This window comes from Roseomonas indoligenes (assembly GCF_017813365.1).
GTDB classification, from domain to species: Bacteria; Pseudomonadota; Alphaproteobacteria; order Acetobacterales; family Acetobacteraceae; genus Roseomonas; species Roseomonas indoligenes.
The window spans coordinates 326719-346503 of the sequence record NZ_JAGIZA010000004.1 but is presented as its reverse complement, the minus strand read 5'-3'; the positions used below and the strand labels follow the sequence as shown (position 1 = coordinate 346503).

The following is a 19785-nucleotide window of genomic DNA, read 5'->3' as shown; positions in this document are numbered from 1 at the left end:
TCGGGAATCAGGCCTTAACGGCCACGTCGTTCGCGGCGGTCGGGCGGATCACGCTGCCGATCGTGGTGCGTACGATCGTCACCCGCACGTTCGGAGCGATCTCGGCCTCAATCTCGTCCGAGCCCTCCTTCACCTTCGTAATGGTGGCCACCAGCCCGCCGCCGGTCACCACGCGGTCCCCGCGCTTCAGCTGGCCGAGCATGTCGCGGTGATCCTTCATCTTCTTCTGCTGGGGGCGGATGAGGATGAAATAGAACACGACGAAGATGAGGATGAGCGGGGCGAACTGCATGAGCATGCCGGCTGCGCCGCCGGCGCCCGCATCCTGCGCATAGGCCGGGGAGATGAACATGGGGCTGGGCTTCCGTCGAGTTTCTTGGGGTGCGAAGAGGGGCGGAAACTAGCTGCCCACCCCCCCGCGTCAAGCGCGGCGGGGCCGGCCACCGGGAAACGACGATGGAAACCGCCCTTCTGACACGCATTGCCGAAGCGCTGGAACGCTTGGCGCCTCCGCCGCTCGCCCCGCCGCGGCTGGACGGGGCCGATGCCTTCATCTGGCACCCCGGCCCGCGCCCGCGCCTCTCCCCCGTGCGCCGGGTGGCTGCCGTAGACATCGGGCTGTTGCAGGGCGTTGAGGCGCAGAAGGCGCTGCTGCTGGAGAACACGCTGCGCTTCGCCCGCGGGCTGCCGGCGAACAACGCCATGCTCTGGGGCGCGCGGGGCATGGGCAAGTCGTCCCTGGTGAAGGCCGCCCACGGGCAGGCCAATGCGGAGCGGCCGGGCAGCCTGGCCCTGATCGAGATCGCGCGGGAGGACATCGTCACCCTGCCGGAGCTGCTGGAAATCCTGCGCGAGGGGCCGCGCCGCGTGCTGGTCTTTTGCGACGACCTCTCCTTCGAGCGGGAGGACGCGGACTACAAGGCGCTGAAATCCGTGCTGGACGGCGGGATCGCCGGGCGGCCGCAGAACGTGATCTTCTATGCCACCTCCAACCGCCGGCACCTGATGCCGCGGGACATGATCGAGAACGAGCAGCAGCGCGCCATCCACGCCAGCGAGGCGGTGGAGGAGAAGGTCTCCCTCTCCGACCGCTTCGGCCTCTGGATCGGCTTCCACAACTGCGACCAGTCCACTTACTTCGCCATGGTTGAGGGCTACGCCGCCGCGCTCGGCCTCCCGATCGAACGGGATGCCCTGCTGGCCCGCGCCAAGGAATGGACGATCACCCGTGGTTCCCGCTCCGGCCGCGTCGCCTGGCAGTTCGCGCTCGACATGGCCGGGGAACTCGGCGTGAAGGTGGACGCCTGATGCGGGAGGGTGCCCGGCGCGGGCCGGACGGGCGGTTCCTGAACCCGGACGGCTGCGTGGCGGGCAACCCGCTCCGCGAGGTGTGGCGGATGATGCGAGAGGGCGGGGGTACGCCCTGGCCACGCCACCTGGACGACCCGCCCGAGGCTCCTCCCACCGAGCCGCCGCCGGGCCATGCCGCGATCACTTTCATCGGCCACGCGACCTTCCTTATCCGGCTCCATGGCGGCCCTACCCTGCTCACGGATCCGATCTGGTCGGAGCGGTGCAGCCCCTTCTCCTTCGCGGGGCCCCGGCGCGCCAGGGCGCCTGGGCTGGCGCTCACGGCGCTGCCGCCGCTGGATGCGGTGCTGCTCTCGCACAACCATTACGACCACCTGGACGTGCCGACGCTGCGAGCGCTGAAGCCGCCCCGGGTCATCACCGGCCTCGGCAACTCTCGCATCCTCACCCGCAACCGACTGCCGGAGGCGGAGGAGTTGGACTGGTGGGGGGAGACGAGTGTTGGCCGCGCCCGGATCACCTACCTGCCCGCGCGCCACTTCTCCGCCCGCGCCATCGGGGATCGCGGCCGCTCGCTTTGGGGCGGCTTCGCCATCCAGGTGACCGAGGGCGCCATCCTCTTCGCCGGCGACACCGCGCATGGCGAGCATCTCCGGCAGATCGGAGCTGAGGCAGGACCCTTCGCAGTCGGCCTGATCCCGATCGGCGCCTACGAGCCGAAGTGGTTCATGCGCGCCGTCCACATGAACCCGGCGGAGGCGGTGCGGGCCCGTGAGGAGACCCGGACCCGCACGGCCGTGGCCATGCATTTCGGGACGTTCAAACTCACGCAGGAGGGAATCGACGAGCCCGCCCGAGCCCTGGCCGAGGCGCGAGGGGCCGCCGGCCTGGCTGAGGCGGACTTCATCGTCCCCCGCTTCGGGCAGACGCTGGTGCTGCCGCTCGGGCCTTAGATCGGCGGGGCGGGATCAGAGGATCGCGGCCAGCCGGTCGAGCATCACCCCCCAGTCCCCCTCCGTCTCGTCCGTCAGATCGGGCGGCAGCCCCTCTTTCGTAAGCGAGAGGAGGCTGCCCGCGGCGTTGGGCGCGATCTCCACCACAAAGCGGTCCACGCCGTGGCGCAGGGCGGGGATGCCGAAGGCGAGGACCACGCGGCGCGGAGGGTCAAGTTCGATGAACTCGCCATAGCCCTCGTGCCGGGCGCCGCGCAGCCGGAATACCCCACCGGGACGGGCATCCATCGCCAGCTCGGCACCCTCGCCAACCAGCCCCGAGAACAGCCACTGCACCGCCAGTTCCGGATTCGTCCAGCCCTGGAACACGCGCTCCGGCGGCGCTTCGAAGCGCCGCCGGACAAAGAGTCCCTCGGTGGTAGGATCGACGGCCATGTGCAACCTCCGGTTGGGAGGCTAACGCGCAGTCCCGAAGATTCGCTGCTCCACCTTGTCGCCCACGCGAATGCCAAGGCGCTCCGCCGTGCCGGCCGCCAGTTCGAGCGTCGCCCGCACCGGGCCGTTGGAGCTGATGGTGGCAAGGCTTCGCGGCACCGTGCGCTCGGCGATCCGGAGCACCGTCCCGTTGGCCGTGATGAACAGCATGTCCAGCGAGGTGATGGTGTTGCGCATCCACATCGTGCTCTCGCGGGGCTGGCCCCAGTCGAAGAGCATGCCCTCCGTCGGGGCTACCGAAGGGCGGAACATCAGCCCCACCATCTGCTGGTCCGGCGCCAGCGCCATTTCCACCTGGAACTCGTGCCGCTTGCCATCATGCGTCACGATGACCAGCGGCTCTGTCGGCAGCTTCGGCTGCGGCCCCTCCTGGGCCAGCGCGCCGCCAGAGGCCAAGGCGCCGGCCAGGGCAAGGCCAAGGAGCGAACGCCGGTTCATCGCTGCGGCATCCCCTCGGGGATCACGGTTCTGACGAGGGTGGAATCCAGCGCCTCGTACTCATGATAGCCGATCGCGTCATAGAGCTGCGCCCGGGTCTGCATCCGATCCACCATGCCCTGCGTGCCGCCATCGCGGTTGATAGCGGCGTAGAGTTCCTCCATCGCACGGTTGGCGACGCGAAGGTGCGAGACGGGCCAGATCACCATGGCATAGCCCATCGCCTCGAACTCCTGGTCCGTGAAGAAGGGCGTGCGGCCGAACTCCGTCATGTTCGCCAGCAGCTTGACGCCGGGCATGCGGCGGGCGAACTCGCGGAACATCTCAGCGGTGTTCAGGGCCTCGGGGAAGATCGCGTCCGCCCCGGCCTCCATGAAGAGCTTGGCCCGGCCGACCGCGCCATCCATGCCCTCGCTCGCGGCCGCATCCGTGCGGGCGATGATGTAGAGGTGCTTCCGGGCACGCCGGGCGGCGGCGATCTTGGCCGCGAAATCGTGCGGGTCGGCGAGCTTCTTGTCGTTCAGGTGCCCGCACTTCTTCGGCAGCAGCTGATCCTCGAGCTGCACCGCGGCCGCCCCGGCGTCCTCGAAGGAGCGGACCATGTTCATGACGTTCAGCGCCTCGCCATAGCCCGTGTCGCCGTCCACCAGGGCGGGCAGGGAGGAGGCACGGGACACCTGGCGGACGTGCCAGCACACGTCCTCCACGGTGATCATGCCGAGATCGGGGAGGCCCATATTGGCGGACATGGCGGCGCCGGAGACGTAGAGCGCCTCGAACCCCGCCCGCTTCGCCAGCAGCGCCGCCATGCCGGTGTGCGCGCCGGGCATTCGCAGGATCCCCGGCCGGTCCAGCAGCGCGCGGAAGCGCTGGCCGGCCGGGATATCCGGCAGGTCGTCGCCGATCACATATGGCATCTGGGAACCTCCCGGGCGTGGCACGGGGCGAACGCGGCCCCGTCGGGGCGCCGGAACGGCCGGCGTCTTCAGTCGCCGGCAGGCTACACCCGCCCTCCCCGGGCGGCCAGACCGCGCGACCCGGCCGGGTGCACCGGTCCGGTAGGCCCCCTTCCCACCTCCCCTGCCCTCCCCTAGCTTGCGCCGCGGGACAGAACAGCACGGGGAGCGACGGGCATGGACATGACGGGGAGCCGCCGCATCGAGGCGCCGCGCGAGCGCGTCTGGGAGGCGTTGAACGACCCCGCCGTGCTCCAGGCCAGCATCCCCGGATGCGAGTCGGTGGAGCGGACGGGTCCGGACAGCTTCGCGGCCAAGGTCGCGGTCCGGATCGGGCCGATGTCCGCCAAGTTCGGCGGCAAGGTCACGCTGACCAACATCAATCCGCCCGAGGGTTACACCATCACCGGCGAAGGCCAGGGCGGCGCGATGGGCTTCGCCCGCGGCGGCGCCGATGTGGGGCTGGTGTCTGAGGGCCCCTCCACGACGGTGCTGAACTACAATGTGAAGGCCCAGGTCGGCGGCAAGATGGCGCAGCTCGGCGCGCGGCTGGTGGACAGCACCGCCCGCCAGATGGCCGACCAGTTCTTCGACCGCTTCGCCGCCCAGGTGGCCGCGGCCGAGACGGTTCCCGCCTCTGCGGCCGGTCCCGCGACCGCCGCGGCCGCGGCACCGGACATGGTGCCTACCACGGGGCCGTCCGTCGCCAGCACCGGACAGCCGATCGAGCCGCGCCAGACCGCCATGGCCGCGCTTCGCCCCGGCGCCGCCAAGGGGAACCTCGCCGCAATGCTGGACGCGATCCCGCGGGAGCCCTTCGGGCTGCCGATCAACCTTTGGCTTGGCGGCGCGGTCTTCCTCGTGATCCTCGGGCTGCTCTTCGTCATTGGCTGAGTTCCCGCCCAGGGACGTCGGCGCCACGCAGGCGCTGCTGGAGGCTGGCGGCTACGTCGCCGACCGGGCCCTCGCCACAACCGTCCACCTGGCACTCGCGATGGGCCGCCCCCTTCTGCTGGAGGGCGAGCCCGGCACGGGGAAGACCGAGATCGCGAAGGTGCTGGCCTCCCAGCTGCCGCGCCGGCTGGTGCGGTTGCAATGCCATGACGGCATGGACCTCGCCTCCGCCGCCTATGAGTGGAACCACGCGCGCCAGCTGATGGCGATCCGCCTGTCCGAGGCGGCGCAGGAGGCGGACCGGGCAGCATTGGAGCGCGGCCTCTACGACCGCCGCTTCCTCGAGCCACGCCCGCTGCTCCAGGCTCTGGAAGGCAGCCCCGCCCTGCTGCTGATCGACGAGCTGGACCGCGCGGATGAGCCTTTCGAGGCCTTCCTGCTGGAGGTGCTGGCCGACTTCCAGATCACGGTGCCCGAACTCGGCACCATCCGTGCCGAGACCCCGCCCGTGGTCGTCATCACCTCCAACCGCACGCGCGAGGTGCACGACGCCATCCGCCGTCGTTGCCTCTACCACTGGGTGGATTATCCGGACGCCGCGCGGGAAAGGGCCATCCTCGCCCGCCGCGCGCCGGAGGTGCCGGCCGCCCTCTCCGCCCAGGTCGTCGCCTTCGTGCAGGGACTGCGGGATGGCGATTCCTTCTTCAAGCCGCCGGGCGTGGCGGAGACGGTGGACTGGGCCCGAGCGCTGACCGCGCTGGACCGGCGGGAACTGGAGCCGGCCGCGGCCGAAGCCACCCTCGGCGTGTTGCTGAAGTACCAGGACGACATCGCGCGCCTGCGCGGGGCCGAGTTGGCCCGCCGCGTGGAGGAGGCGCGGGAGGCGGCGTCCTGAGCGCGCTGGCCCCGAATCTCCTCGCCTTCGGGCGGGTGCTCCGCCGCGCCGGACTTCCGGTCGGCCCTGCGGAGTCCCTATCCGCCGCCGAGGCGCTGTCCCATGTCCCGCTCTCTGACCGCGCCGCTTTCCGCGCGGCGCTGCGGGCGACCATGATCCACCGCCGGGACCACTTCGAGGTCTTCGACTCAGCCTTCGACCTGTTCTGGCGCAATCCCGACACCCCGATCCGTGCCTCCGGCCCGCATGACGAGCCACCGGAAGCGGCGCCCCCGGCCGCCCGCCGCGCTGCGGAGGCCATGCCCGGCGCAGCGCCGCCTGTGGACCCGGCCGGGGCGCCGGAACGGCGCGAGGATGCGGCTCTCACCACGTCGGACCAGGAGCGGCTGAACCGGCTGGATTTTGAGGCCATGTCGGCCGAGGAACTGGCCGAGGCGAAACGGCAGATCCGCCGCCTGGTCCTGCCCCTCGCCGAACGCCCCACCCGCCGCTTCCGCCCGGACCCGACCGGCCCCCGCGCCGACCTGCGCGCGACCATCCGCGCCTCCATGCGGCTCGGCGGCGAGATCGCGCGGATCGAGCGGCGGCGCCGGGTCAGCCGCCCGCCGCCGCTGGTCCTTGTCTGCGATGTTTCGGGAAGCATGGCTCGTTACGCGCAGATCCTGCTGCATTTCATGCACGCGGTGGAGAACGACCGCGCCCGGGTCCATAGCTTCGTCTTCGGCACGCGCCTGACCAATGTGACCCGCGCGCTCCGGAACCGCGACCCGGAGGTGGCGTTCCAGGCCGTGTCGCACATCCTGCCGGACTGGTCCGGCGGCACCCGGATCGCGGAGGCGCTGGACCGCTTCAACCGCCTTTGGGCCCGGCGCGTGCTGGGCCAGGGCGCGGTCGTGCTGCTGATCACCGATGGACTGGACCGCGGCGGGGCAGAGGGGCTCTCAGAAGCCGCGGAACGGCTGCGCCATTCCTGCCGGCGGCTGATCTGGCTGAACCCTCTCCTGCGCTATGCCGGGTTCCAGCCCCGCGCGGCGGGCATACGTGCCCTCCTCCCCCATGTGCATGAGCATCGCCAGGTGCATAACCTCAACAGCCTGCGCGCCCTGGTCGCCACTCTCTCGGGTGACGGGCGCCGCGACGGGAGGCCTGCATGAGCGGCACCGAGGACATCCTGGAGACCGCCCGCGCCTGGCGCGCGGAGGGAGAGAGCGTGGCCCTGGCCACTGTGGTGGAGACCTGGGGTTCCTCGCCCCGGCCGGCAGGGTCACGCCTTGCCGTGACGGTAAGCGGCCGCCTGGCCGGTTCTGTCTCGGGCGGCTGCATCGAGGGTGCGGTGGCTGACGTGGCGCAGCAGGTAATGAAGACCGGCACGCCGCAGCTGCTGGATTTCGGCATCACGGATGAGCGCGCCTGGGAGGTGGGGCTGGCCTGCGGCGGCAAGCTCAAAGTCTTCGTGGAACCCCTGGCGTGACGCCCGAGACCCTGGAAATCCTTCAGGCCGCCCGCGCAACGCGGCGGCCGGTGGCACTGCTCACGCGAATGCCGGACGGCGCCCAGTGCCTGCATCCCGACGAGGCCCTGCCCCCTGCCCTGGCCGAGGCCGCCGAAGCGGCGCTGCTGGCGGACAAGGCCGGGCCGGTGACGGTCGGGGAGGAGACCTGGTTCGTCCAGCCGCAGACCCCGCCGCCGCGGATGATCGTGGTCGGGGCCGTCCACGTCGCCCAGGCCCTGGTCCCCATGGCCGCCGCGGCGGGCTTCTCCGTGATCATCGTCGATCCCCGCCGGGCCTTCGCGACGGAGGAGCGCTTTGCCGCCGATGCCGAGCTGGTCACGGAATGGCCGGACGAGGCGCTGGAGGCGCTGCGCCCGGATAGCCGCACGGCGATCGTGACCCTGACCCACGACCCGAAGCTGGACGACCCGGCGCTGGACGTGGCGTTGCGGTCCGGCGCTTTCTACATCGGCGCCCTCGGCAGCCGCCGCACCCATGCCAAGCGCGTCGCGCGGCTGCAGGAGGCGGGGCACGGCACCGAGGCCATCGCCCGCATCAACGCCCCGGTCGGGCTGGATATCGGTGCCGTGACGGCGCCGGAGATCGCCCTCTCCATCGTCGCCCAGGTCGTTGCGGCCCGCCGCGGAAAACTCCTTGGCGGGAAGCTCGGATGATTTTCGGTCCCACCCCGCTGGCGGAGGCGCGCGGCGCCGTCCTCGCCCATACGCTGCGCCTGCCCAACCGCGTGCTGAAGAAGGGCACCGTCCTGGACGCGGAGGGTGTCGAGGCCCTGCGTGCCGGCGGCCACGCTGAGGTGGTCGCCGCGCGGCTGGAATCCGGCGACGTGCCGGAGGACGAGGCCGCGGACCGCATGGCCAATGCCATGCTCCGCCCCCTGGTGGCCCGCACCCGCGCGGCCACGGGCCGCGTGAACCTTCTGGCGGAAACCGCCGGCCTTTTGCGGGTGGACGCGGCGCTGGTGGACCGGCTGAACGCGCTGGACGAGAGCCTTACACTCGCCACCCTGCCCGACTTCACGGTGGTCCAGCCGAAGGACATGCTGGCGACGGTGAAGGTGATCCCCTTCGCCGTGCCGGGCGGCGCGCTGCACGTCGCCGAGGCCATGCTGCGCGGCGCCGCGGCCCTTTCCCTTCATCCCTTCCGGCCGCTGAAGGTCGGGCTGGTGAGCTCCGAGCTGCCGGGGATGAAGGACGCGGTCATCGAGAACGGGATCGAGGCCACCCGCACCAGGATCGAGGCCCTCGCCGGCACGATGCTGCCGCCGGAGCGCTGCGCCCACGAGACCGCGGCGATCGCCGAGGCTCTGGGCCGCCTCCGCAAGGCCGGGGCGGAGATGCTCCTGGTGATGGGCGCCTCGGCCGTGGTGGACCGGCGGGACGTGGCACCGGCCGCGATCATCCGTGCCGGCGGCACCATCGAGCATTTCGGCATGCCGGTGGACCCCGGCAACCTCCTCTGCCTCGGGCGGATCGGGGAGACCCCGGCCATGGTGCTGCCGGGCTGCGCGCGCAGCCCGAAGGTGAACGGCTTCGACTGGGTACTGGAACGGATCTTCGCCGGCGTACCGGTCTCGCCGAAGGCACTGATGCGAATGGGCGTCGGCGGCCTTCTGAAGGAGATCGAGACGCGTCCTCTTCCCCGCGGCGAGGCCCCTCGCACCGCGCCTGTCGCCGCCCCCCGCCGCCCGCGCCGCGTGGCGGCCCTCGTGCTGGCAGCCGGGCGGTCCCGTCGCATGGCGCCGCTGAACAAGCTGATGGTTTCGGACCGGGAGGGGCGGCCCATGGTGGCGCGGGTGGTGGAGAACGCACTGGCCAGTCGCGCCCGCCCCGTCCTTGTCGTCACCGGGCACGAGCACGAGCGGGTCGAGGAGGCGCTGTCCGGCCGCCCCGTGCTCATGACCCATGCGGAGGACTATGCCGAGGGACTTTCCGCTTCGCTCAAGGCGGGGATTGCCGCCCTGCCGCCGGATGTCGAGGGCGTCCTGGTGATGCTGGGGGACATGCCCCTCGTCTCGGCGGCCGTTCTGGACCGACTGTTGGCCGCCTTCGACCCGGAGGAGGGCCGAGCGATCATCCAGCCGACCTTCCGGGGCAAGCAGGGCAATCCCGTCCTCTGGGGGCGTGAGTTCTTTGAGGCCATCCTGGGCATCTCGGGGGATGTCGGCGCGCGTCACCTGACAGGTCTGCACGCGGACCGGCTGTTCAACGTGGAGATGTCCGACGACGGCGTCCTCCGGGATTTCGACACGGCGGACACGCTGAAGGGGCTGTGAATCGTCAAGCCCCTGACCTTCGGGCCGGGGCACCCCACCTATCCTCTGTGCCGACCGCCTACGCCATTCCCTTCGCCCCCGAGGCCACCCCCGCCGTCCCGCCCCGTGCCCTGCTGCGCGCCTGGGAGGCGGCGCGGGACGCCGCAAATGCCGCCCTGGAAGGGCCGCCGCGCGCCTTCCGGTTCCGGGGACGAACGGGAGACGCGCCGGCTCTGGACCTGCTGCTGGAAGACCGCGATGCCTGCTGCTGGGCGGAGGCGCTGGACCGCCATGTCGGGCTCGACCACGCGGAAGGCATTGCCACGCTGCTGCGCCTCCTCGCCTTGCTTGAGGTGATGGGCCGCGCCCACTGGCTGCGCGGCCATTTCGACATCGGACGCGAAGGAACGGTCCTGCACCCCGAGCTTCTGCGCGCCGCCGCCACGCACCCCCTGGACGCCGCCGCCCGCTTCGATGAAGAGGGGCTTAGGGGCCGCCTCGCGCGACCCCGACTATCCCAGGAATCGGCCGGAGCGCTGACCGCATGAAGTCCCTGTCCATGACGACGCGCCCGGTTCTGGCTCTTCTGCTCGCCGCGCCGCTCGGCCTGACGGCCTGCGCCGCGCCGCCGGCCGCGCCCGTTGCGTCGCGCGCCGGCGTACCCAATGCCGGGGGCGACGCCGCCCGCTCCGACCGTGCGGCCGCCTGCATGGCGGATGCCGAGCGCGTGGTCCGCTTCCGCGACCGGGGCCAGCTGATGCGGCAGGATGACTACAACGCCCGCATCGGCACCACCTCCTATCTCGGGCCGCAGGTCATCTCGGACCAGTTCGCCCAGGTCTATGACCGCGACCGCATGGCGGCCGACTGCGTGCGGGGCGCGAACTCGCCCACCGCGACGCCCCGTCCGGCCCCGACCCCTGCGCCGGGAACCCCGACCCGGCGCTGAGGCGCCCTTGCCTTCCACCCCCATCGCCCGCCTCGTCGCAGGCCCGCTCGGGCGGGCGCTTGCCAGCCGCAACGCGCGGATCTTCTTCGGGGCCAGCCTTGGCGCCTGGACCGGGCTGTGGATGCACCGGATCGGAGTGGCCTGGCTGGCCTGGGAGCTCTCCCGCAGCGCGGCCTGGGTGGGGCTGATCGCCTTCGCGGACCTCGCCCCGGCCGTACTGGTCAGCCCTGTCGCGGGGGCCTTGGCGGACCGGCTCGACCGGGTCCGCCTCACCATGGCCTCTCAGAGCGTGATTGCGGTCGAGGCCTTGGCCGTCGCGACCCTGACGGCCACCGGCCACATCTCCATCGGCCTGCTCTTCGCGCTGGAGATGGTCAGCGGCACCGCCGCATGCTTTTCCCAGCCCGCCCGCCAGACACTCATCCCCGCCCTGGTCCGGCGAGAGGACCTGCCGGCCGCGGTGGCCGCCAACAGCCTGCTCTTCAACGTGGCGCGATTTGTCGGGCCGGGGATTGCGGGCTTCGTCATCGCGGCCTGGGGCGTTGCGCCCGCCATCCTCTGCAACGCCGTCGGCCACGGCTTCGCCACCCTTTCGATGCCCTGGCTGCGGGTGGACCCCGAGCAGCGGCGCGGCCATCCCGCCACCAGTTCCCTGTTCGCCGAGACGCTGGAGGGGTTCCGTTATGCAGCGCGCCACCCGGGCCTGGGGCCGATCGTCGCCTTCTCCGCCCTCTCTTCGATCCTGCTCCGCGGCGTCCAGGAGATCCTGCCCCCCTATGTCGAGCGGATCTTCGGGCGCGGCGCCGAATCGATGGCCATGCTGACCGCCTCCTTTGCCGTCGGGGCACTCGTGGCGGGGCTTACCGTCGCCTCCCGGGGGCGGCTGGGCGGCACGACGCGGATTGCGGTCCTCGCCATCCTGGCCCAGGCCGTCGCAACGGGGCTCTTCGTCGCCACGGGCTATTTTCCCTTCGCGCTGCTCTGCGGCGCGGCCATCGGTGCCAGCGCCTCAGCCCATGGCATCTCCGTGCAGGTATTGGCGCAGACCGCGGCCTCCCCGGCCATGCGAGGGCGGATTATGTCCCTCTGGGCCCTGATCTCCCGCGCCTGCCCGGCGCTCGGTGCGCTGGCCCTCGGGACGACCGGTGAGGCGTTTGGCCTGCGCCTGCCCACCTTCGCTGCCGTCGTGCTGGCACTGGCGGTGTTCGGCTGGGGCCTATCGCGGATCGGGCGCATTTCCGCATCGCTGGAGCGGTCCTCGGATAGGGCTTGAGGACGCGCCGGAAAGGGCATGCCCTGGCCCGGCGCTTCCGCCACGGCTAGTCCCGCCCTAGAAGCGCCAAGCCATTCCGGCCGAGAGGAATCCTCATGAGCGCGATCATCCGCAAGGGCGCCAACCCCGTCCTGTCCAACACGGTGGAGTATCACGGCTTCGTCTACGTCGCCGGCGTCACCGCCGACGACCTGTCCCAGGACGTGTCCGGTCAGACCCAGCAGATCCTCGCCAAGATTGACGCGGCGCTGGAGGAGCATGGCACGGACAAGACCCGCCTGCTCCAGGCCCAGGTCTGGCTAAAGGACATCCGCGACCGTGATGCCCTGAACAAGCTTTGGGTGAACTGGCTGCCGCAGGGCGGCGCGCCCGTGCGCGCCTGCGTCGAGGCCAACATGGCCGACCCGCGCCATCTCGTTGAAATCATGGTCACGGCCTGCCGCTGAGGCCGCTTGCGGAGGGCCGGGAATCCCCGGTTCCTCCGCCGCTTAGCTGTGTCACCAATGCCGCAACACTGTGTCTTCCGTTGCAGAGAGCGCGAAAGCTAGGAAAGACGTCCCTATCGCGTTTGCTTGAATACCCTGGGATTGGCGAATCACGCCGCATTGCGCCTGGAAACACCGACGACGGTTGTCCGGGTTTCACGTCGCCGGGTAACACCTCCGTGACGACGCCATCACGGCGGGGCCGGAAGATCGGCCCGGGGGATACGGTTTGATCTTGGGGGTCCACATGCAGGCAAGAAGCGCTGCTGCCGCAATTATCGCGGTTTGCGGGATGATGCTCGCTCCGGAGCTGAGCTCGACCGCCGAGGCCTCCTCCACCCAGCGGGGTGGTGCCAAGCATGTGTCTGCCCGCAGCGCCCCTGCTGCCCAGAACGGCCGCGCCGTCGCGGTCCGCTCCGCCCGCGGCAACGTGACGAAGGCCGCGTCCCGCCAGGTCAGCCGCAGCGAGGCCCCTCGGGAATACGCCTCGTATGGCGGTTATATCTCCTGCGTGCCCTACGCTCGCATGGTCACCGGCATGAATGTCAGCGGTAATGGCGGCACTTGGTGGAACAACGCCGCCGGCGCCTATGCCCGCGGCAACCGCCCCGAGCCTGGCTCCGTCCTCGTCTTCCGCGCCTCCGGCGGCATGCGGTCCGGCCACGTCGCCGTGGTGGAGCGGCAGGTGAGCGCGCGGGAGATCACGATCCACCACGCGAATTGGGAAGGCCCGGGCATCCGCAAGGGCACCGTCACGCGTAACATCTCCGTCGTGGACGTCTCCGACGCGAATGACTGGACGGCGGTGCGGGTCCAGGTCGGTCACGACTCCGGCAGCTACGGCCGGACCTATGCGACCTACGGCTTCATCTTCAACCGCCCGGACGGCGCCCCGGCTCAGCGCGGCCCCATCATGGTCCGCAACGGTCGCGGCATGCAGGAAGTGGCGGAGGCCCCGGCCACCAGCTCGCACCTGCGCTTCATCAACACCTCGGTCGGCGGCCTGGGCGTCGAGGGGAGCCGCTGAGGCTCTCCTCCGACCAATATTATCAAGACCAGAAGGGGCATCGGACACAGGTCCGGTGCCCCTTCTGCCGTTCCAGGGCGGTTGCCGTCGTGAACAGCCAGCCCGTCTGGGGGACTGCCTTGGAGCCATCTAGTGTCAGGGCGCCTTGCGTGACTTGGGCGGGCTAGTCCTTTTCCTTCCCAGGACAGAGGCGAAGGCCCCCTGCGCTTAGCCCTCTCGCCGTGGCCAGTCCTCGGCTTCGGCAACCTCGACGCGGTTACGGCCATTCGCCTTGGCCCGGTAGAGCGCCACATCAGCGGCCGCGGCCAGTTCATCCACGTTGCAGTCCGGGACGGCCACAGCAACGCCGATGCTGATGCTCACCTCGAGACCGCGCTCACCGGCCGGAACGGGAGTTTCGCAGATCGCGGTCCGGAGGCGCTCGGCTACCATGGTCGCGTCGTCGGCCGGCTGGGGAGCCATGGCCACCACGAATTCCTCACCGCCAAAGCGGGCCACCACGTCCACGGCCCGGACATGCAGGCGAAGCCGCTCCGCGACCTCCTTCAGGACCACGTCCCCAATCGCGTGGCCGTATGTGTCGTTCACCGATTTGAAGCGGTCCACGTCGATCAGCAGCAGGGTGGCGCCGCCGGCGCGCAGAAGGCCTTCAAGGTGGCGCACGACGTAACGGCGGTTCCGCAGCCCCGTCAGGCTGTCCGTCACGGCCATTTCCAGGCTGCGCTGCAGGTCGGCACGCAGCCGTTCCTGGTAGCGCTTCCGGCGGATCTGATTGCGGGCACGGGCGCGCAGTTCGTTGGCGTCCACCGGGCGGAGGACGTGGTCGTTGGCGCCGAGGTCAAAGCCCCGCAGCACCTGATTTCGCTGGTCGGTATCCGCCACCAGCAGCACCGGCACCTCCCGCATGGAGGACTGGGCGCGCATGCGGGAGGCGAGGCGCAGCCCCTCCCCGTCATCCAGCCAGAGGCTGAGCACGGCGAGGTCGAAATCCTCGTGCAGCAGCCGGTCCCAGGCGATGTTCACGTCCGCCGCCCGCGTCACCACCACCCCATCCTGCGCCAGGATGGAGGAGAGCGTCATCGCTTCCGAGTTGTCCTCCGTCGCGAGGAGGGCACGGGAGCCGGCGACGCTGCGCGAAGGGTCCGGCATCGGTTCGAAGCCGAGGTCCCGGGCGGTCTCGGCGCGAAGGCGGAAGGCATCCAGCACCTGCTTGGTCCGAAGCAGGGCCCGCAGCCGGGCAAAGAGGGTGGCATGGTCCACAGGCTTGGAGAGGAAGTCGTCCGCGCCGGCCTCAAGCCCCCTCACCCGCTCCGTCTGGTCCACCAGGGCGGTGATCATCACCACGGGGATATGGGCGGTCGCGGGGGAGGCCTTCAGAAGTCGGCAGACCTCGTAGCCGTCCATTCCGGGCATCATCACGTCGAGCAGAATGACATCAGGGCCCCAGGACTGGGCGAGGCGCAGGGCCTCCGCACCGGAACTGGCCAGCGAAACCTCGTAATACTCCGCGTTGAGGCGCGCCTCGAGGAGCTTGAGGTTCGCCGCGATGTCATCAACCACGAGGACGCGCGCGGTCATGGCCGGCCCATTCCCTTCGCGCCGAGCAAGGCCGTTCTCTGGAACCCGGTCAAGAACAAGCTGGAACTCACTGCTTCAGGGGCCAGAGGCTGGGTTGAAGGCCATCGATGTCCCGACGACTCCCATCGTTCCGGCCCACTGACCCGTTACCCTGTCCTCCGCTGCCGGGCCGCGCAAGGCACCCCCGCCAATAAACGGAACGGGCGACATCTTCGCAACGCCCGCTGCCGAACCCGACCCTGCCAGGAGCATGCCGCTCCTCCTCAGCCCTTTTCGGGACAACCTCGTGCTAGCGGAAAGGTTGTCCCGGGCGGCGCGGCGTCTATCAGGCGTTGCCGGAGAGGAGGTCCATGGCAGCCTTCACCCCGCCCGCGCTGTGCGGGACCCCAGCCACGCGCAGCCCCATCTCCACCCCGCCGAGCGCCCCGAGCAGCGTGAGGTCATTGAGCGCGCCGAGATGGCCGATGCGGAAGACCCGATCGTTCAGCCGCCCCAGGCCGTTGCCGAGGGACATGTCGAACCGCTCCAGGATGGCTCCGCGCAGGGCATTGGCCGAGTGGCCCTCCGGCACGCGCACGGCGGTGAGCACGGGGGAGAAGTGGCGGGGATCCTCGCACTGGATCTCCAATCCCCAGGCGCGGACGGCTCGGCGCGTTGCCTCGGCATGGCGCTCATGCCGGGCGAAGACATTCGCCAGCCCCTCGTTCATCAGCAGGTCGAGCGCCGCGTCCAGCGCGTAGAGCATGTTGGTGGCGGGGGTATAGGGGAAGTAGCCGGTCGCGTTGGAGGCCAGCATCGGCTTCCAATCCCAGTAGGAGCGCGGCAGACGAGCGGTATCCGCCGCCTTCAGGGCCTTGGCCGACACGGCATTGAAGGAGATGCCGGGGGGCAGCATCAGCCCCTTCTGGCTGCCGGAAATGGTGACATCCACGCCCCAGTCGTCGTGCCGGAACTCGACCGAACCGAGGGAGGAGATGGTGTCCACCATCAGCAGCGCCGGGTGGCCGGCCGCGTCCATGGCCCGGCGCACCTCATCGATACGGGAGGTGCAGCCGGTGCTCGTCTCGTTGTGGACGACGCAGACCGCCTTGATCTCATGCGCCCTGTCGGCGCGCAGCGCGGCCTCGATCGCCGGCACGTCGGCAGCGCGGCGCCAGTCCGTCTCCAGCAGCCGGGGCTTCAGGCCCAGCCTCTCAGCCAACTCCTGCCAGAGATGGGCGAACCAGCCCGTCTCGCACATCAGGACGGTATCTCCCGGCGAAAGAGTGTTCACCAGAGCCGCTTCCCAGGCGCCGGTGCCGGAGGCCGGGTAGATGATCACGGGCTGCTCGGTGCCGAAGACCGGCTTCAGCTTCTCCAGGACGGTCTTGCCCAGCACACCGAAATCCGGGCCGCGATGGTCCATGGTCGGGTTGTCGAGCGCCCGCAGCACGCGGTCCGGCACGTTGCTCGGGCCGGGGATCTGCAGAAAATGTCGGCCGTTCTCGGTCCGGCTCGTGAAATAGGCCATGGGCGCTCTCCGCTCTGACCGCCGGTCTAACGCCCTGCCCCGTGCGGCGCCAATGAGTTCGTCGCGTTCCATTGATGAGCATTATGGATGCGACGGGCCGGTCCCGCCCGGCTAGTTTGCCGGGAGGAGACGCCCGCATGAATGCCATCACCCGGTCCCGCCTGACCCCCGGCGACAGCCGCCTCGCCGCCCGCCTGAAACGGGAGACCGAGGGGGAGGTGCTGTTCGGCGCCGGGGACCGCGGGCGCTACGCGACGGATGCCAGCATCTATCAAGTGGAACCGGTCGGCGTTCTCGTCCCCCGCACGGTCGAGGACGTGGCGGCCGCCATGGCGATCTGCCGGGAAGAGGGCGTACCCGTTCTCCCACGCGGGGGCGGGACCAGCCAGTGCGGCCAGACCGTGAACCGGGCGCTCGTGCTGGACTGCAGCAGGCACCTGCGGAACCTTGTTTCCGTGGACAGGGCGGCGTTGCACGCCACGGTGCAGCCGGGCATCGCCCTCGGCGCGCTGAACGATGCCCTCAAGAAGGACGGGTTGTTCTTTCCCGTCGATCCCTCGACCTGGGCCCGGTGCACCATCGGCGGGATGGCGGCCAACAATTCCTGCGGATCCAAGTCCATCCGCTATGGGCTGATGGCAGATAACGTGACGTCTATTGACGCTATCCTTCCCGGCGGGGAACGCTTCACCTTCGGCGACCTACCGGACAACCTCGGCGAGGGCGTCCCGGGCAATGTGGCGGAGCTGGTGAACCGGCTGCGCAGCCTGGGGGCGGCGGAGGCCGCCGAAATTGCCGCACGCTTCCCGAAGGTCCTTCGTAAGGTCGGTGGCTACGCCCTTGAATCTCTAACTCCCGACGCGCGCGCTGCTGGGCGCGGAAATCTCGCGCGCATCCTCGTCGGCAGCGAGGGGACGCTCGCCTTCTCAGCAGGGCTGGAACTGAAGCTCTGGCCGATCAAGCCGCGCAAGGCGCTCGGGATTTGTCAGTTCCCAACCTTCCGCGCGGCCATGGCAGCCTCCCGCCACCTTGTCACCCTCGACCCCGAGGCGGTGGAGCTGGTGGACCGGACGATGATCGACCTGGGCCGCTCCATCGACATCTACCGCCCGACCATCGACCGCATGGTGATCGGTGAGCCGGACAGCCTGCTGATCGTTGAATTTCATGGTCATGAGGACGCAATCCTCGCGCAGGATCTTAAGCGGCTCGACGAGATGATGGCCGATCTCGGCTATCCCGGGGCGGTGGTGGAGTGCATCGACCCCGCCTTCCAGGCCGCGGTGGCGGAGGTGCGCGAGGCCGGGCTGAACATCATGATGTCCATGAAGGGGGACGGTAAGCCGGTTTCCTTTATCGAGGACACGGCGGTGCCGCTGGAGGATCTTGCGGACTATACGGAGCGGCTGAACGAGGTTTTCGAGCGCCACGGCACCAAGGGCACCTGGTACGCCCATGCCAGCGTTGGCTGCCTGCATGTGCGCCCCGTGCTGAACATGAAGGATGGCGGCGACGTCCGGCGGATGCGACAAATTGCCGAGGAGTGCTTCGCCCTCGTCCGTGAATACAAGGGCAGCCATTCCGGGGAGCACGGGGACGGCATCGTCCGCTCCGAGTTCCACGAGGAGATGTACGGTCCACGGATCGTCCGGGCCTTCGAGGCGGTGAAGGACGCCTTCGATCCAGCCGGGTTGATGAACCCCGGCCGGGTCGTTCGGCCGCCGCGGATGGATGACCGCAGCCTCCTCCGATATGGCCCTAATTATGCAGCAGATCCGGCCGTTGCGCCGGTACTTGACTGGTCGGCATGGCCGGGCCCGCAGGGCGGTTTCCTCGGGGCCGTGGAGATGTGCAACAACAACGGCACCTGCCGGAAGTTCGATGCGAATGTCATGTGCCCATCTTTCCGCGCCACGCGGAACGAGCGGGACCTGACGCGGGGGCGCGCCAACACGCTGCGGCTCGCCCTTACCGGGCAGCTCGGCCCCGATGCCCTCGCATCGGACGAGGTGGCGGAGGCCATGTCCCTCTGCGTCTCCTGCAAGGCCTGCCGGCGGGAATGCCCGACCGGCGTGGACATGGCGAAGATGAAGATCGAGGCGCAGCACGCCCGTGCCCGTAAGCACGGCGTCTCCGCCAAGGATCGCCTCATCGCCTCGCTGCCGCACTGGGCGCCGATGGCCTCGCGGGCGCCCTGGCTGGCCAATGCCAGGGAGTGGGTACCGGGCGCTCGGGCGATCGGGGAGCGTGCGCTGGGCTTCGCGCGTGACCGCAACCTGCCCCGCTTTGCCAGCCGCCCCTATCGCGACGGGGAAGCGGGCGCGCCGGCGCCGCGAGGCGACGTGATCCTCTTCGGCGATACCTTCAACCGCTACTTCGAGCCGGAAAACCTGCACGCGGCGCGGCGGGTTTTGGAGGCGGCCGGGTACCGCGCCGTGGCGCCCCGCGCGGCCGACGGCAAGCGCCCGCTGTGTTGCGGCCGCACTTGGCTGGCGGCGGGCATGGTGGAGCAGGCCCGGGCGGAGGCACGACGGACGATGGAGGCGCTTTCCACCTCTGACCTGCCGGTGGTTGGGCTGGAGCCCTCCTGCCTTCTTACCCTCCGCGACGAGTTCCGCTCGCTGCTTCCCGGCGAGCCGGCGGACCGGCTCGCCGGGCGGGCAGTGCTGCTGTCGGAGTTCCTCGTCCGGGAAAAGGCGGAGTTGCCGCTGACCACAGTGGCCCCGGCCGCCCACATCCATGGCCACTGCCACCAGAAATCCTTTGGCGCCTTCCCCGACGCCGTGAAGGCTTTGCGCTCCGTGCCCGGGCTGGAGGTGAAGCCGATTGCCTCCTCCTGCTGCGGGATGGCCGGAGCCTTCGGCTACGACTCACGGCGGGTGGAGGTGTCCAGGGCGATGGGCGAGCTTTCCCTCGCGCCGGCCGTGCGGGCCGCGGCGGCGGAGGAGCTAATCGTGGCGGACGGGACCTCCTGCCGGCACCAGATCGCGGAGCTAACCGGGCGCACCGCCCTGCACAGCGTGCGGGTCCTGGACATGGCGCTGGAGACGCGCGGGTGAGCGCGGCGGGGCGGTGCCGGACGATGGTGCAGCGAGTTTCCCGTCACCTTGCCCTGAAATGCCCGGCGGCAAGGCCGGACGGGCACCTTGGAGCCGTCCGGCCCGAGGGCGCTGGCCACTTTCCGACATGGCCCGATTCGGGGTCCTTACGGTCGCCGGGCAAAGCTGGAGCGGCCGGCAGGGGCAGGACGGAGACGA

At 70.2% G+C, this 19785-nt stretch carries 20 protein-coding genes; 14 read left to right on the top strand and 6 right to left on the bottom strand.

The genetic code is table 11. The features are described from left to right. Window positions 1-7: 7 nt before the first annotated feature. Entirely contained in the window at window positions 8-352 is a 345-nt protein-coding gene (gene yajC / locus J5Y10_RS09105; protein ID WP_209372833.1) for a preprotein translocase subunit YajC, read from the bottom strand. Window positions 353-456: 104 nt separating this feature from the next. Between yajC and J5Y10_RS09100 the strand changes: the two genes are divergently transcribed. Then, window positions 457-1308 carry an ATP-binding protein gene (locus J5Y10_RS09100; protein WP_209372832.1) on the top strand — a complete coding sequence of 284 codons (852 nt, stop codon included), beginning with the start codon at window positions 457-459 and terminating at the stop codon, window positions 1306-1308. Next, the gene (locus J5Y10_RS09095) at window positions 1308-2264 is read left to right on the top strand and encodes an MBL fold metallo-hydrolase (RefSeq protein WP_209372830.1); all 957 of its coding nucleotides are present in this window, start codon (window positions 1308-1310) and stop codon (window positions 2262-2264) included. The genes J5Y10_RS09100 and J5Y10_RS09095 overlap by 1 nt, the downstream gene beginning before the upstream one ends. A gap of 15 nt (window positions 2265-2279) precedes the next feature. On the opposite strand, the gene J5Y10_RS09090 is transcribed toward J5Y10_RS09095, so the two are convergent. Genes J5Y10_RS09090 through prpB form a run of 3 tightly spaced genes read right to left on the bottom strand, consistent with a single transcriptional unit; the run spans window position 2280 to window position 4114 of the window. Further along, a complete protein-coding gene (locus J5Y10_RS09090) occupies window positions 2280-2699 on the bottom strand; it encodes an SRPBCC family protein (protein ID WP_209372828.1) in 420 nt (139 codons plus the stop codon). Window positions 2700-2720: 21 nt separating this feature from the next. Then, window positions 2721-3197, bottom strand: a complete 477-nt coding sequence (locus J5Y10_RS09085; RefSeq protein ID WP_209372826.1) for a DUF192 domain-containing protein — start codon at window positions 3195-3197, stop codon at window positions 2721-2723. Further along, window positions 3194-4114, bottom strand: a complete 921-nt coding sequence (gene prpB, locus J5Y10_RS09080; RefSeq protein ID WP_209372824.1) for a methylisocitrate lyase — start codon at window positions 4112-4114, stop codon at window positions 3194-3196. The genes J5Y10_RS09085 and prpB overlap by 4 nt, the downstream gene beginning before the upstream one ends. Before the next feature lie 216 nt (window positions 4115-4330). On the opposite strand from prpB, the gene J5Y10_RS09075 reads away from it, so the two are divergent. The 11 genes from J5Y10_RS09075 (at window position 4331) to J5Y10_RS09025 (ending at window position 13440) form a co-directional block, all read left to right on the top strand. Then, window positions 4331-5047, top strand: coding sequence for an SRPBCC family protein (locus J5Y10_RS09075; RefSeq protein WP_209372822.1), 717 nt, complete (start codon window positions 4331-4333; stop codon window positions 5045-5047). Beyond that, on the top strand, window positions 5040-5942 hold the full coding sequence (locus tag J5Y10_RS09070; protein WP_209372820.1) for an AAA family ATPase: 903 nt from the start codon (window positions 5040-5042) through the stop codon (window positions 5940-5942). The genes J5Y10_RS09075 and J5Y10_RS09070 overlap by 8 nt, the downstream gene beginning before the upstream one ends. Beyond that, window positions 5939-7096, top strand: a complete 1158-nt coding sequence (locus J5Y10_RS09065; RefSeq protein ID WP_209373016.1) for a vWA domain-containing protein — start codon at window positions 5939-5941, stop codon at window positions 7094-7096. The genes J5Y10_RS09070 and J5Y10_RS09065 overlap by 4 nt, the downstream gene beginning before the upstream one ends. Next, entirely contained in the window at window positions 7093-7413 is a 321-nt protein-coding gene (locus J5Y10_RS09060) for an XdhC family protein (protein WP_209372818.1), read from the top strand. Before J5Y10_RS09065 ends, J5Y10_RS09060 begins: the two co-directional genes overlap by 4 nt. After that, window positions 7410-8108 (top strand): XdhC family protein, encoded by a 699-nt coding sequence (locus tag J5Y10_RS09055; protein ID WP_342452874.1) that lies wholly within the window; start codon window positions 7410-7412, stop codon window positions 8106-8108. Before J5Y10_RS09060 ends, J5Y10_RS09055 begins: the two co-directional genes overlap by 4 nt. After that, complete coding sequence (locus J5Y10_RS09050; protein ID WP_209372817.1) at window positions 8105-9727, top strand: NTP transferase domain-containing protein; 1623 nt, start codon at window positions 8105-8107, stop codon at window positions 9725-9727. Before J5Y10_RS09055 ends, J5Y10_RS09050 begins: the two co-directional genes overlap by 4 nt. Window positions 9728-9774: 47 nt before the next feature. Further along, the gene (locus J5Y10_RS09045) at window positions 9775-10254 is read left to right on the top strand and encodes a hypothetical protein (protein WP_342452873.1); all 480 of its coding nucleotides are present in this window, start codon (window positions 9775-9777) and stop codon (window positions 10252-10254) included. After that, a complete protein-coding gene (locus tag J5Y10_RS09040) occupies window positions 10251-10655 on the top strand; it encodes a hypothetical protein (RefSeq protein ID WP_209372816.1) in 405 nt (134 codons plus the stop codon). Before J5Y10_RS09045 ends, J5Y10_RS09040 begins: the two co-directional genes overlap by 4 nt. Before the next feature lie 7 nt (window positions 10656-10662). Beyond that, a complete protein-coding gene (locus tag J5Y10_RS09035; protein ID WP_245214456.1) occupies window positions 10663-11928 on the top strand; it encodes an MFS transporter in 1266 nt (421 codons plus the stop codon). Window positions 11929-12023: 95 nt separating this feature from the next. Continuing rightward, window positions 12024-12374: a RidA family protein gene (locus J5Y10_RS09030; protein ID WP_209372814.1), complete on the top strand. Its 351-nt coding sequence runs from the start codon at window positions 12024-12026 to the stop codon at window positions 12372-12374. A gap of 331 nt (window positions 12375-12705) precedes the next feature. Then, a complete protein-coding gene (locus tag J5Y10_RS09025) occupies window positions 12706-13440 on the top strand; it encodes a CHAP domain-containing protein (protein ID WP_209372813.1) in 735 nt (244 codons plus the stop codon). A 207-nt stretch (window positions 13441-13647) separates the two neighbouring features. Here J5Y10_RS09025 and J5Y10_RS09020 read toward each other — a convergent pair whose 3' ends face one another. After that, entirely contained in the window at window positions 13648-15018 is a 1371-nt protein-coding gene (locus tag J5Y10_RS09020) for a PleD family two-component system response regulator (RefSeq protein WP_209372811.1), read from the bottom strand. A gap of 325 nt (window positions 15019-15343) precedes the next feature. Continuing rightward, a complete protein-coding gene (locus J5Y10_RS09015; protein ID WP_209372809.1) occupies window positions 15344-16528 on the bottom strand; it encodes a pyridoxal-phosphate-dependent aminotransferase family protein in 1185 nt (394 codons plus the stop codon). A gap of 137 nt (window positions 16529-16665) precedes the next feature. On the opposite strand from J5Y10_RS09015, the gene J5Y10_RS09010 reads away from it, so the two are divergent. After that, window positions 16666-19587, top strand: a complete 2922-nt coding sequence (locus J5Y10_RS09010; protein WP_209372807.1) for an FAD-binding and (Fe-S)-binding domain-containing protein — start codon at window positions 16666-16668, stop codon at window positions 19585-19587. The last annotated feature ends 198 nt before the right edge of the window (window positions 19588-19785 follow it).